The organism is Paraburkholderia sp. BCC1886 (assembly GCF_900996245.1).
GTDB lineage: Bacteria > Pseudomonadota > Gammaproteobacteria > Burkholderiales > Burkholderiaceae > Paraburkholderia.
In genome coordinates this window covers 26098-39133 of sequence record NZ_CAAJGK010000034.1, presented here as the reverse complement: position 1 = coordinate 39133, position 13036 = coordinate 26098, and the positions used below count along the sequence as shown (strand labels likewise).

Below are 13036 nucleotides of genomic sequence, written 5' to 3'. Positions count from 1 at the left end.
GGAGAACTCGCCCGCCTGATTGTTATAGGTTGAAAAATGGCCATCATCAAAACCGCGGAATTCGACGGGGACAACGCGAATTCCGCAGTACTGCAGCACGAAAACCAAAGACCGGATCATCCGGTTCTCCGGCCGGCATCACGTGGAAGAAAAATCAAGGAAGCAGCAAAGTCGCTGCTGCCGGACAGCATGTTTCTGAGCCTCTTGCATCACAAGTGCATTGGCCGTTACCCGAACCTGCTCTGGCCGACGACGTTCAATGAAAAGATCCTGCAGCGCAGTTTGCGGCCCGACCCACGCTATGTTGAGTTGACCGACAAACTCGCGGTGCGAAGCTATATCGAGGCCAAGCTCAGCGAGAAGCATCTCGTCCCGCTGATTGCCGCCCCGGAGGTGTTCACGCGTGATGTCTTCGAGAGCCTGCCGAACGCCTTCGTGATGAAGGCCAATCACGGCAGCAGCTTCGTCGAGGTCGTGAGAGACAAGTCGAACACTTCGTTCGAGCACCTGCAACGATTGGCGCAGCGCTGGCTAACCACCGACTTCTACGACATTGCGCGTGAGCGGCACTATCGCTCCATCAAGCCGCGCATCTTCTTCGAGAAGTTATTGCTGGACAGCAGTGGCGCAATTCCCGCGGACTATAAGCTGCATTGCTTCGGCGGACGGATTGGCGGACCGATCATGTATCTGCTCGTGATCTCGGACCGCTTCGGCAAGAACACGCATGGCGACGTCTACGACGTCGACTGGAATCACCTCGACATTGCGATCGGCGAATACACGCGCAGCGCAAAGCCCGCGCCGCGACCGGCCAATCTCCCGGCGATTCTCGAAGTCGCAGGAAAGCTCTCCGAAGATTTCGACTACGTGCGAGTCGACCTGTACGCGCCGGACAACGAAGTTTTCTTCGGCGAACTGACGTTTACGCCGGGTGCAGGCGTGTTGCCGTTCACGCCCGACGGCATCGACTACGAATGGGGCAAGCTGCTCAACATACGGGCGGGTCGTTAGCGCGCGCTTCAAAATACACGAACGCCTTATGAAAAAGGCCTGTTTCCGCGTTGATCACGCGCGGAAACAGGCCTTTCTATTTGCTGCAATGAAACCAGACGGCGATCAGTTGTCGGCGTGCGCCGCCGTGAAGCTCGTGAACGCACTGTACGTCGGGCTCAACGGCGTGCCGTTGACCATGATGCCGTAGGTACTGTCGCCGCTATCCAGCACGTAGTACATCACCGACTGGATGTTGTGCGTCTTTCTTGCCGCATAGAACTCGCCGAGTTGCGTCGTGACGTAGTTGGCGCGGTAGGCTTCGCTCTTCTCCGGGCCCGTATTCCATTCGGTGATGATGAACGGGACACCGTAGCGCGCCTTGCAATACGTCGGCAGGTCGAAGCCCGGGCCCGAACCGTCGGAGCCGATGTTGAAGATGTCGCCATACACTTCGTAGTTGTGCCACGTCGTGATGTCCCAGCGCACCTTCGGATAACCGCCGGTACCGTTCGGTGCCATCCCTTCCCACAACGCATCTGCCGCCCCGATATCCGCGACGCAGAAGTTGATACCGCACTTCGCCGTCGGTTGGGCGGACTTCACGCCGTCGATCAGGCCACGCATCACGCCGCGCATCACCGGCCAGTTGGTGTTGTTGAAATCGACCGCCTTGGTGCCGGCATTCGTGGAGTCGATAATCGTCGCGCTCTGACGCGTCAACTCGTTACCGCATTCGTAGATCGTGACGCCGTAAGCCTTCAGTGCATTGGCGACCGTCGCGCCGCACGTGTAGGCGCGGGTGTAAGCCTTTGCTTCGGTGCCGAGCCACACGTTGTTCGAGTCCCACAGACCTTGATTCACCAGCACCAGCAATTTGATCCCGGCAGTCTGGAACGCTTGCGCGATCTTGATCACGGCGTTCAGCTGATTCGGATCGTCGGTACAGCCGACGCGGTAACTCGTGCAACCCATGCTCTTCAGGATGGTGACGAGTTGAGCGGGCGTGTACGTGTAATCGTAGTGACCGTTGATGCCGTAGAAGCTGCCCGCAGTCGGGGCGCCGGAAATTCGCGGATCGGTACAGGCCAGCCAGCAAGCCGCCACTTCCGCATTGACGTAGTACTGACTGCCGGTGCCGCAATGCCAGATCTTGCCGCCGTACCAGAGCACCGTCGTCACGTTATAGGTATTGCCGACCGTGGCGCCGTTCTTGTAGATGACACCGTTCACCAACGTCCAGATTGCACCCTGCTTGTCGACGATGTAAGCGGACGACGGCAGCGTCGTACCATCGGCCGAGGTGCCGCCGAGGCGCGGATCGTTACAGGCGACCCACTGCGAACCGTTCCACGCGTAGAACTGGCCACCCGTGCCCTGGTGATAGATGGTGCCGTTGTAGTACAGCACGAGCGTGACGTTGTAGTTGTTGCCGGGCATCACACCGTTGCGGTAGACCGACCCTTTCGACAGTGTCCACACAGCGCCGGTGCTGTCGGTAATCGACGCGGCCGGCGGCATCGTGGTGCCGCTTGCCGAAGTCGCGCTCGCGCGCGCCGTTGCGTCGGCGACCGGCGAAGCGCTGGAACCCGCGTCTTCCGAGCCTCCACCACCGCAAGCGCTCAGGAGATAACTACCACCGATAGCCGCTAGGCCGCTAATAAATTGACGTCGTTTCATCATGGCGAATTTAGTCCACTGTCGAGAAGATCTCGATTAAAAAACTCAAGCGTTTTTAAGTGTCGAGTTTAGGAATGATCAAGTGCGCCTAGGCAAAGCGCTTCGGATTTCGTAGTGCTGATGAGGTTGAAAATTTCGGGACGTTTTCCAGTTCGAATCGAAGATCGATTCAAACGGTGTTACGCGAATCAATCAAACAGGATTAACCGGATAACCGCGCCGCCGCCGACTGAGCGCGAAGACGATCCATGCGTTTCTGGGCAGACAAATACGTCCGGAAACGATCTCGTTGCAACTCTTACCGTCGGTCGAAAATTACAGCCAATTCTTACGCAAACGTTTCACCTAGAAAGCAGGCCTTACCCATCTATCGGCAATTTGTTCGCGCTGTCGCCTAAATCAAGGTAAATAGTACGCGACACCGACATTTTTTGACAAATAAAATAGTCACTTTCGGACAAATAGCAGGATTCTTTCTAAAAATTTGCGGCATCGCAAAGATATGGCCTTTCTCATGATGATCAGAGGATTGGTTGCACCGGAACTATCGCCATTCGACCCCTCATAGTCGACCACCATATCGACACAACAAATCGGCAACAAACGTTGTCTCGTCTATTCATGTGAAGAATTCAAACGCCAAAAATGACCGAAATTGACGATCGGCAGTAATGTAGAGTCCGTTTACAAATCTCTACGGACACTTAACTAATTCGGCGTTGTGGATGCGGCGACCAGAAGGTTGCGATGTGCTTCTTCCGCATAAAAAGCGCGCGAGATGGATCGCAATGTTTCACCCTTTCACGGCGCCGGGGTATCGGCCGCGATGATTGAGCTCGAGTGGTTTAAAAGCGGCGGCATAAGAAAATCAAAGCTTTTAATTATTTTTAGCTCGCAATGCGACGCGCATTCCGGCCCGGCGGCCCGGATTTTTTACCGTATTTCGTTAATCATTCAGTGGGTGGGTTGAATGCGGCGAAATGCCAAACTATCAGATGTCCCGGCAACGCCGCTCACGGCTGCCTTATCATGTGCGCTGAATCTCGACCGCCCTCTGAACCCACCGCCATTTATGGGTAAACCCGCCCTTCCCGCCGCTACCACGCTGGACACAACGAGCCTTGTCGCGCCTGCACGCATGTCCGACGTAGCGCGTCTTGCCGGCGTATCGAAGATGACCGTCTCGCGCGTGTTAGCCGGTCACAGCGTGGCACTCGCCACACGCGAGCGCGTGCAGCGCGCGATCGACGAACTGGCTTATGTCCCGGATGCCGCGGCGGGCGCGCTTTCTTCGGGGCGCTCGGAGTTCGTTGCCGTCGTCGTGCCGTCGTTGTCGAGTTCGAACTTCTCGGCCACCGTGCAAGGACTCACGGCCACGCTCGAAGCCGCGGGCCTGCAACTGCTGCTCGGCGTGACCGATTACGATCCCTTGCGTGAAGAACGACTCGTGCGATCGCTGTTGCGCCATCAACCGAGATGCGTCGCGATCACCGGTGCGCAGCACAGTGCGGCGACCCGCACGCTGTTGCAGCGCTCGGGCGTTCCGGTCGTCGAAATGTGGGATTTGCCGGCCGATCCGATCGACGGCGCGGTGGGTTTCTCGAATGCGCTGGCGGCCCGCAAGATGGTGCACTTCCTCGTCGAGCGCGGTTATCGCCGGATCGCTTTTCTCGGCGGTGCGAGCGATCTCGATCGCCGGGGTATCGACCGGTTGAAGGGGTATCGGCAGGAAATTCGTGCTCAGGCGCTCGGCGAACCGCGCATCGTGCGTCTCGGCGACTCGCCCATTACGATGAGCCACGGCGGCCCCGCGCTCGACGCATTGCTCAAGACATGGCCCGACACCGACGCAGTCATGTGCGTCAGCGACGAGTCCGCGTTCGGCGCGATCATGCAATGCCACCGGCGCGGTCTGAGCGTGCCGGGCGACATCGCGATTGCAGGATTCGGCGACTTCGAGGTCGCCGCCTGTTCAACGCCCTCCATTACGACGGTGTCGGTCGACGCGCAGGGTATCGGCGTGCGCACCGGCGAAGCCCTGCTCGCGGCGCTGGCCAACAATAGTTCGGTGGCCGCCGCCGGCAGCAAGCACGTGAAAATCGACTACTCGGTCGTCGTCCGCGAAAGTACCTGACCCGCGAGGCGCCACGGGCGATGTGCGGCTCGATGACGCACTTTGTAATCTTCAGATACAATCCGCGATGATACCGGTAACACCCGAAGAAAAACTCAACCCACGCTACCTTCATGAAAACAATTGGCATTTCGTCATCGCGCCGCGCGTTCCTGTTGAAGACGGCGGCCGTTGCCCCCGCCGCGGCAGCGCTCGGTGCGGCCACGGTCGGCATGTCGGCGTTCTCGGCAGCCGCGCCCGCCGAACCGTACAAGCCCACTTACTTCAGCGCCGACGAGTGGACCACGCTCAACGCGCTGGTCGACCGCCTGATTCCCGCCGATGAAGAAGGCCCGGGCGCGCTCGAAGCCGGAGTTTCCGAATTCATCGACCGCCAGATGGACACGCCCTATGGTCACGGCCAACTCTGGTACATGCACGGCCCGTTCAAGGAAGATCTGCCCGCGCTGTTCGGCTACCAGTTGCATCTCGCGCCCCGCGATCTGTATCGCAGCGCGCTCGCTCTGGTCGATAAAGCCTCGCAGCAACTGCACGGCAAAGCATTCTCCGCACTCGACGACGCCGCCAAGGATGAGTTTCTCAAACAGATGGAATCCGGCAGCCTGAAAATGGAACCGGTTCCATCCGGGGCGTTTTTCTCGCAGCTTTTGCAGAACGTCCACGAGGGCTACTTCTGCGATCCGAAATACGGCGGTAACAAGGACATGGCGGCGTGGCGCATGGTCGGTTTTCCCGGCGCGCGCGCGGACTACATGGACTGGGTCGAGCAATACGGCAAGGCGTATCCGCTGCCGCCGGTTTCGCTCGGCTGAGGCGCCGCACGCGCTTGCCGGGGTGGCAAGCGAATCGACAGATCGGGTAACAGGCCGCGCGTTGAAGCATCGAAGCAATGAATCGACGCGCGACCGGACACACAGAGTGCAGAGAAATGGCAGACAAGAAAATGAAGCCGGTGGATGTCGTCATCGTCGGCTTCGGCTGGACCGGCGCCATCATGGCGAAGGAATTGACGGAAGCGGGCTTGAGCGTGGTCGCGCTGGAACGCGGTTCGTACCGCGACACGTATCCCGACGGCGCGTATCCGAAGACTATCGACGAGCTGGCTTATTTGCAGCGCTGGAAGCTCTTCCAGGACATGTCGAAGAGTTCGTTCACGTTCCGTCACGACACGAAGTCTGACGCGGTGCCGTACCGGCAGATCGGCGCGTTCAAACCGGGCGAAGGCGTCGGTGGCGCGGGCCTGCACTGGTCTGGTCAGCACTGGCGCGTGTTTCCGGAAGAACTGCGTTTGCGCAGCCACTACACGGAAAAATACGGCGCGAAATTCATTCCGGACGGCATGACCATCCAGGATTTCGGCGTTACGTATGAAGAGCTCGAGCCGCATTTCGACTTCGTCGAAAAGATGATGGGCACCTCGGGCGTCGCCTACAAGGTGAACGGCCAGGTGGTCGGCGACGGCAACGTGTTCGAAGCGAATCGCTCGGATCACTTCCCCACGCCGCCGCAGAAAGTGCCGTACACCGCGCATCTGTTCATGCAGGCCGCGAAGGAAGTCGGCTATCACCCCTTCCGCGAGCCATCGGCCAACGTCTCGCAGCCGTACACGAACCAGTACGGTTGCCAGATGGGTCCGTGCAACTTCTGCGGCTATTGCTCGGGCTACGCCTGCTACAACTATTCGAAAGCCTCGCCGAACGTCAACATCATGCCGGCGCTGCGTCGCGAGAAGACCTTCGAACTGCGCACCGGCGCAAACGTGTTGCGCATCAACCTCGATTCCAGCAAACGGATCGCGACCGGCGTAACCTATGCGTCGATCGACGGCGATACGGTCGAGCAACCCGCGAGCATCGTGATCGCCGCGACCTTCGCGTACAACAACGCGCGGCTCTTCCTGCTCTCGGGCATTGGCAAGCCATACGATCCGCAGACGGGCGAAGGCGCGGTCGGCAAGAACGTCGCGTACCAGACCATGGCGACCGTCAAGGCGTTTTTCGCGCCGGGCAAGAACACCAACAACTTCATCGGCGCGGGCGGCACGGGCGTCGCGATGGACGACTTCAACGCGGACAACTTCGACCACGCGCCGCTCGGCTTCGTCGGCGGTTCGCCGGTGTGGTGCAATCCGGCCGGCGTGAAGCCGATCTCGGGCGTCGCCACGCCGACCGGTTCGCCGAAGTGGGGCGCAGGCTGGAAAAAAGCCGTCAAGGACTATGCGAACAACTTCGTATCGTTCGACGTGCACGGCTCGAACATGGTCTATCGCGACAACTACCTCGATCTCGATCCGGTCTACAAGGACGCGTACGGTCAACCTCTGTTGCGCTTCACGTTCGACTGGAAAGACAACGACATCAAGATGAGCCGCTTCGTCACCGACAAGGTGATGAGCGTCGCGAAGGCGATGAACCCGCAATCGACCTCGGCGTCGGTGCTCAATTTCGGCGATCACTTCGACCTGCGTCCGTATCAGACCACGCACTGGGCCGGCGGCGTGCCGATGGGCACGGACCCGAAAACCAGCGTGCTGAATCGCTATCTGCAGAGCTGGGACGTTCATAACGTGTTCGCGGTGGGATCGGGCGTGTTCCCGGTCGGCATCGGCTACAACCCGACCGGTCTCGCCACGGCGCTGACCTACTGGTCCGCCAAAGCCATTCGCGAGCAGTACCTGAAAAACCCACGCCCGCTAGTCGACGCCTGAGCCTTACGATGAAAAAACATGCTTTGAAAAAGACCCTCGGCGGTCTTGCCATCTGCTGCCTGTCGGCTTTCGCGTACGTACAGTTGACGCAGGCTTCGCCCTCTCCTTCGGCCACCGACGCAAGCGCGAACGCGAACGCCACTGCGATATCGGCCTCGACCGCCGCCGAAGTGAGCCGCGGCGCGTATCTGGCCCACGCCGGCGACTGTATCGCCTGCCACACCGCGAAGAACGGCAAACCGTTCGCGGGCGGCCTGCCGATCGCGACGCCAATGGGCAAGATCTACGCGACCAACATCACGCCCGATGCGCAGAACGGCATCGGCACCTGGTCCTACGACGATTTCGCCGCGCTGATGCGCTATGGCAAGACGAAAGCCGGCTACACCGTTTATCCGGCGATGCCGTATCCGTCGTATTCGCGCATGACCGACGCCGATCTGCACGATCTCTACGCGTTCCTGATGCACGGCGTCGAGCCGGTTGCGCAGGCGAATCGCGACAACGAGATTCCGTGGCCGCTGTCGATGCGCTTTCCCCTGACCGTGTGGCGCTGGATGTTCGCGCCGACGCCGCAACCGTTCATGCCGACGGCAGGCCAGAGCACCGAAGCGGCACGCGGCGCGTATCTCGTCGAAGGCCTCGGACACTGCGGCTCGTGCCACACCGCACGCGGCGTCGCCTTGCAGGAAAAGGCGCTGACCAATACCGACGGCTCCGACTATCTGGCTGGTGGCAGCGTGATCGACGGCTGGAGCGCGCCGTCGCTGCGCGACGAGCATGGCGGCGGATTGTCGGGCTGGAGCGAAGCGGAGATCGTCGAGTTCCTGAAGTCGGGACGCAATCAGCGCAGTGCTTCGTTCGGCGCGATGAACGACGTCGTGGTCGATTCGATGCAGTATCTGAGCGACCAGGATCTGCATAGCATCGCGGTGTATCTGAAGACCTTGCAGCCGCACAACGCGCAGGCCGCTGCGTATAGCTACGACGACACGGTGTCGAAGGCCCTCTTCAACGGTCAGGTCGCGTCCGCGGGCGCGGCCGTGTATATCAACCGTTGCGCGGCGTGCCATCGCTCGGACGGCAAGGGTAACGGCAAGGCGTTCCCGGCACTCGCCGGCAACCCGGTGCTGCAGACCAGCGACCCGACCTCGGCGATTCACATCGTGCTGTCGGGCGGCGCGCAACCTGGCACGGCCACCGCGCCGTCGATGCTGACGATGGCGCCGTACGCAGAGACGCTGAACGACCAGCAGGTCGCCGACGTCGTCGACTTCATTCAGACGAGTTGGGGCAACAAGGGTGGCACCGCGACGCCGGATCAGGTCGCGAAGATCCGCAAATCGGCGAAACCGGTGGAAGCCGCAGGCTGGGCCGGCGTAGCGCAGCCCGCTACGGACGAGCGTCTCGACGGCAGTATCGGCACCTCGAAGTAAGCAGGTTTGCCCGCAACTCGCTGCGCTGTAGCCCGACACCCCTCGGGCTGCAGCGCAGCGAGTTCGTTTTTGGAAGATGCCTACGTCGCGTATCGTTTGCGCGCATGCACGCCTGGGACGGCTTCTCGTGCATGGCATCGTATGATTCAAGGCCGCGCGGATCGATGCGGGCACAACGACCGGTCGGGCCGCGCGTCACCCATTCTGCTGCGCGGCCTTCGAAACGCACGGCGTCGACAATCGTTCACGAGAGTATTGGTGGAAACAACGCTTCATACCGAAGATCGCGCAGGCACATCGGCCTCGCCACGCGACGCCCGAACCAACGGCACGCCGCCCGTCGTTCCGCCGCCGCACGGCCTCGGCCTCGCCGAGTTCTCGCTGGCACTGGGCGGCTTCGCCATTGGCACCGCCGAGTTCGCGGTGATGGGCATCCTGCCGGAAGTGGCCGGCAACCTGCATGTGTCGATCCCAACTGCGGGCCACCTGATCAGCGCGTATGCGCTGGGCGTCGTGGTAGGCGCGCCGGCGATCACCGTGTTGCTGGCGAGAATGCCGCGCCGCGCGCTGCTGATTCTGCTGATGCTGCTGTATGCGATCGGCAACGGCGCCACGGCCGTGTTCCACAGCTACACGATGGTGCTGGTCAGCCGCTTCATCGCCGGCTTGCCTCACGGCGCCTATTTCGGACTCGCGGCGCTGGCCGCCGCCGCACTCGTGCCGCCGCACAAACGCGGCGCGGCAATCGGCAAGGTGATGCTGGGACTGAGCGTCGCCAACGTGATCGGCGTGCCCGCCGCCACGTGGCTCGGTCAGGCGTTGGGTTGGCGCGCGTGCTTCGCGTCGGTCGCGGTCATCGCGCTCGTCACCGCGGGGATGATCGCCTGGTCCGTGCCGAGCCTGCCGACGTCGCGCAAGAGCAGTCCGCTCACCGAACTCGGCGCACTGGCCCGGCCGCAGGTTCTGCTGACGCTGCTTGCGTCGGCCGTCGGATTCGGCGGCATTTTCGCCGTCTACAGTTACGTCGCTTCCACGCTAACCTTCGTCACGCACATCGCGCCTCATCAGATTCCGTGGGCGTTGGGGCTGATCGGCATCGGCATGATCGTCGGCAATACGGCCTGCGGCTGGCTCGCCGATCGCTGGCTGAAGGGCACGATGCTCGCGATGTACGGCTTTACCGTGGTCGTGCTGATCGCGTTCGTGTTCGCCGCGCCGCATCTGTGGGCGGTGCTGCCGGTGCTGTTCGGCGTGGGCGCGGGCTCGGCCTGCACGCCCGCCTTCCAGTCGCGTCTGATGGACGTGGCCGGCGATGCGCAGTCCCTCGCTGCGGCGCTGAACCACAGCGCGTTCAATATCGCCAATGCGTTGGGTGCGTGGCTCGGTGGACTCGTGATCGCGGCCGGCTTCGGCTGGGTGTCGACCGGTTGGGTCGGCGCAATTCTCGCGGTGCTCGGAATCTGCGTGCTGCTGCTGTCGTTCTCGCTGGAGAGACGTACGGCGACGGTTTAGGGTTGGGTTGCTGCGGTGAACACGCTTGCATAACCTCGACACGATACGGCACGCCGGCTTTTGCAGAGCAAGCGATCCGGTTCGTGCGGGTGACCGCCGGAGCGGCCCGAGTATAGACGCCAAGCGTAACCACCCGAACCCAAGCCGGCTTACTGCTGGTTGAAATCCACCGGCGCGCGATTACCGAACCGCAGCGGGTCGCCGTGCCCCGCCGTGAAGCCGTACAACTCCGGACTCGCCGGGCCATCCTCCCAGGTGGACGGACCATCGGCCCACAGCAGCAAACTGGCGCCGTAGCGCGACGAAAATGCCACTTGCGTGTCGGGCTCCATCACGACGAAGTCGCCGGCTTTTGCGCTCGACACGACATCGCGCGCGACCAGCGACACATCCCCCGCGAGCACGAACATATCGACCAGCGCACCCAGCCGATGCGCGGGCACCGTCGTGCCGGGCAACAGCATGAGTTGAATCATGCGGCGCATGAGCCGGGTATGCGCGTAGTCGTACACCAGCCGGCGCGTCAGACCTGCCACGCGCGTCGCACTCACCTGCACGTCGTCGAGCCGGATACTCAGGTCGGGCAAATGCTCGGGAAATTCGTTTTCGAAACTCGTGTGACGATTGCCGGCATGCAGCGAATGCGTGACCTCAGCGCCGTACGCGACGGGGCCCTCCATGCGGCCCACCGACAACGTCGGCAGATACGCGATGGCATCGTGCGTCGAACCCGCGAAATTCACGCCGAGTTCGCCCGCGCCGGTCGTCCCTTGATAGTCGGTCAGCGCACCCGAAAGAAAATAACTGAACGCGGTGCCCAGATGCTGATGCACGCCGGTGCGCGCCAACGTATCGAACGACATATAGCCGAACGAGTGACCGGTCCGGTCGTCGCGGCGGACGATTTTCTGCGCGAGGCCGCTCTTGCCGACACCTTGCCACGGGTTCTCCGCGACATCGAATACATACACGCCGCGCTCCCGCTGACCACCGCGCAAGTCGCCGCTCAATTCCACTGGTGCATTCATTTCCGTCTCCACGTAATTTTGGGGATGTCCGCCGTATTTATTATCATTTGATACAATATGAACGAGACTGGACGCTTCGTCAATCGCATGACCGACCCTCTTTTACGGCAGGTCTGGCGGCTCGTCTAGAATCCTCCGTCCGGCACCGCTCGCGAAACCGCCATGCAATTCAAACAAATGCCCGCCTACCGTGTCCGTCGTGTTGCCGAATCGATTCTCGATATGGCGGAGGAACTGTTCGCGCGACATCTCGAGATTCGCGCTCTGGACTGGCGCGTGCTTGTCAAACTGGCGGAAGCGCCGGGTAGCATTCCGACCGAAATCGGTCGCGACATGTTGCTCACTCCCGTGCAAACCGGGCGCAGCCTGCTGAAACTGCGCGACCTGAAACTGGTCGTCGCGGTGCCCGATCCAACCGACGGGCGCGCCACGCGCTACACGCTCACCAAAGCCGGCCGCAGCGCCCACGACGCAGGCATGAAAATCGTGCTGGAAGTCGAGGCGTTCGCGCTGCGCGACCTCAGTGCAGTCGAAACCGTGGCACTGAGCGGCCTGCTCGACCAGTTGATTACCAGCACCGCCTATGCACCGGAAGACGTGGACCGTCTGTCCGCTGCGCTCTTCGGTAAGGAGCGCAACCGGGCCTGATTCGCCCGGTCGTGCCTGTCGCGTCTGTTGTTATTGCCGCGCGCTGCGGTAAGACTCGAACGACGAGCCTGTCACGAGCGACAAGCCGCCATCTATATCGAGCGTTGTGCCGGTAATCATCCGCGCGGCCGGACTGCCGAGGAACAGGATCGATGCGGCGATGTCCTCGGGGCTCATCCAGTCGCCCAGCGGCACCATCGCGGCGACTTTGCGCCGTTCCTCGTCGCCAATCACGCTTTGCGTCATTGCAGTGAGCACGGGGCCCGGGCAAACGGCGTTCACGCGAATGCCTTCATGAGCGAGTTCGAATGCCGCATGCCGTGTGAGTCCTAGCATGCCGGCCTTGGCCGCCGTATAGCTGACGCCGCCCGTGTACGACACCCGCTTGGCCGCGAGCGAGGCCACGTTGACCACCGCTCGCCCGCTGCCGGCTTTGAGTAACGGCACCATCTGCTGCAAACAGAAGAAACTGCCCGACAGGTTGACCGCCAGCACGCGCTGCCATTCCTCGCCGCCGGTCGTCTCGAACAACCCGCGCGAGATGATGCCCGCGCTGTTGACCAGCAGGTCGACCCGCTCGATGGAAGCCATTCCTTCCTCTATCGCGGTGCGAATGGAGGCCTCCGAGGCGATATCCACCTCTATCGGCACGACGTTCCAGCCTTTGGCCGCGAAGCGCTCCCGCATGCCGGCCAACGCACCCGCATCGCGATCGAGCGCGACGATGCGCGCGCCCTGCCGGGCCGCCGCCTCTGCCGTGGCGTAGCCGATTCCGCTCGCCGCCCCCGTAATTGCCACTGTCCAGCCGATGTAATCCACGTCGTCTCCTGAAGAATCTGCCGGTGACCGCGCTTGCCCCGTTAGGGATTATCCCGAGACGATAAGCATTTTCGCGACC

The 13036-nt window shown here is 61.7% G+C and carries 11 protein-coding genes; 8 read left to right on the top strand and 3 right to left on the bottom strand.

The features are described 5' to 3' along the window. The first annotated feature begins 36 nt into the window (after positions 1–36). Complete coding sequence (locus FQ746_RS04050) at positions 37–1014, top strand: ATP-grasp fold amidoligase family protein (RefSeq protein ID WP_144107637.1); 978 nt, start codon at positions 37–39, stop codon at positions 1012–1014. 105 nt (positions 1015–1119) lie between these two features. On the opposite strand, the gene FQ746_RS04045 is transcribed toward FQ746_RS04050, so the two are convergent. Continuing rightward, complete coding sequence (locus tag FQ746_RS04045; RefSeq protein WP_144107636.1) at positions 1120–2676, bottom strand: hypothetical protein; 1557 nt, start codon at positions 2674–2676, stop codon at positions 1120–1122. A 775-nt stretch (positions 2677–3451) separates the two neighbouring features. Between FQ746_RS04045 and FQ746_RS04040 the strand changes: the two genes are divergently transcribed. From FQ746_RS04040 to FQ746_RS04015, 6 genes are all read left to right on the top strand, one after another. Beyond that, positions 3452–3643 (top strand): hypothetical protein, encoded by a 192-nt coding sequence (locus tag FQ746_RS04040; RefSeq protein WP_144107635.1) that lies wholly within the window; start codon positions 3452–3454, stop codon positions 3641–3643. Positions 3644–3811: 168 nt separating this feature from the next. Further along, positions 3812–4807 carry a LacI family DNA-binding transcriptional regulator gene (locus FQ746_RS04035; protein ID WP_144107634.1) on the top strand — a complete coding sequence of 332 codons (996 nt, stop codon included), beginning with the start codon at positions 3812–3814 and terminating at the stop codon, positions 4805–4807. 113 nt (positions 4808–4920) lie between these two features. After that, positions 4921–5619 (top strand): gluconate 2-dehydrogenase subunit 3 family protein, encoded by a 699-nt coding sequence (locus FQ746_RS04030; RefSeq protein WP_144107633.1) that lies wholly within the window; start codon positions 4921–4923, stop codon positions 5617–5619. A 116-nt stretch (positions 5620–5735) separates the two neighbouring features. Continuing rightward, a complete protein-coding gene (locus tag FQ746_RS04025; protein ID WP_144107632.1) occupies positions 5736–7514 on the top strand; it encodes a GMC family oxidoreductase in 1779 nt (592 codons plus the stop codon). 8 nt (positions 7515–7522) lie between these two features. Further along, the gene (locus FQ746_RS04020; protein ID WP_144107631.1) at positions 7523–8950 is read left to right on the top strand and encodes a cytochrome c; all 1428 of its coding nucleotides are present in this window, start codon (positions 7523–7525) and stop codon (positions 8948–8950) included. 258 nt (positions 8951–9208) lie between these two features. Beyond that, positions 9209–10462, top strand: a complete 1254-nt coding sequence (locus tag FQ746_RS04015) for an MFS transporter (protein WP_260853883.1) — start codon at positions 9209–9211, stop codon at positions 10460–10462. Between the two features lie 149 nt (positions 10463–10611). On the opposite strand, the gene FQ746_RS04010 is transcribed toward FQ746_RS04015, so the two are convergent. After that, positions 10612–11490 (bottom strand): cupin domain-containing protein, encoded by an 879-nt coding sequence (locus FQ746_RS04010; protein ID WP_144107629.1) that lies wholly within the window; start codon positions 11488–11490, stop codon positions 10612–10614. A 162-nt stretch (positions 11491–11652) separates the two neighbouring features. On the opposite strand from FQ746_RS04010, the gene FQ746_RS04005 reads away from it, so the two are divergent. Next, complete coding sequence (locus FQ746_RS04005; RefSeq protein ID WP_144107628.1) at positions 11653–12138, top strand: MarR family winged helix-turn-helix transcriptional regulator; 486 nt, start codon at positions 11653–11655, stop codon at positions 12136–12138. A 30-nt stretch (positions 12139–12168) separates the two neighbouring features. Here FQ746_RS04005 and FQ746_RS04000 read toward each other — a convergent pair whose 3' ends face one another. Further along, complete coding sequence (locus FQ746_RS04000; RefSeq protein ID WP_144107627.1) at positions 12169–12957, bottom strand: SDR family NAD(P)-dependent oxidoreductase; 789 nt, start codon at positions 12955–12957, stop codon at positions 12169–12171. Between the last annotated feature and the right edge of the window lie 79 nt (positions 12958–13036).

What these genes read in the sequence shown, in the direction of transcription:
- FQ746_RS04050 (WP_144107637.1), top strand. Translation starts at nt 37, where the DNA reads ATGGCCATCATCAAAACCGCGGAATTCGACGGGGACAACGCGAATTCC.
- FQ746_RS04045 (WP_144107636.1), bottom strand. Translation starts at nt 2,676, where the DNA reads ATGATGAAACGACGTCAATTTATTAGCGGCCTAGCGGCTATCGGTGGT.
- FQ746_RS04040 (WP_144107635.1), top strand. Translation starts at nt 3,452, where the DNA reads ATGGATCGCAATGTTTCACCCTTTCACGGCGCCGGGGTATCGGCCGCG.
- FQ746_RS04035 (WP_144107634.1), top strand. Translation starts at nt 3,812, where the DNA reads ATGTCCGACGTAGCGCGTCTTGCCGGCGTATCGAAGATGACCGTCTCG.
- FQ746_RS04030 (WP_144107633.1), top strand. Translation starts at nt 4,921, where the DNA reads ATGAAAACAATTGGCATTTCGTCATCGCGCCGCGCGTTCCTGTTGAAG.
- FQ746_RS04025 (WP_144107632.1), top strand. Translation starts at nt 5,736, where the DNA reads ATGGCAGACAAGAAAATGAAGCCGGTGGATGTCGTCATCGTCGGCTTC.
- FQ746_RS04020 (WP_144107631.1), top strand. Translation starts at nt 7,523, where the DNA reads ATGAAAAAACATGCTTTGAAAAAGACCCTCGGCGGTCTTGCCATCTGC.
- FQ746_RS04010 (WP_144107629.1), bottom strand. Translation starts at nt 11,490, where the DNA reads ATGAATGCACCAGTGGAATTGAGCGGCGACTTGCGCGGTGGTCAGCGG.
- FQ746_RS04005 (WP_144107628.1), top strand. Translation starts at nt 11,653, where the DNA reads ATGCAATTCAAACAAATGCCCGCCTACCGTGTCCGTCGTGTTGCCGAA.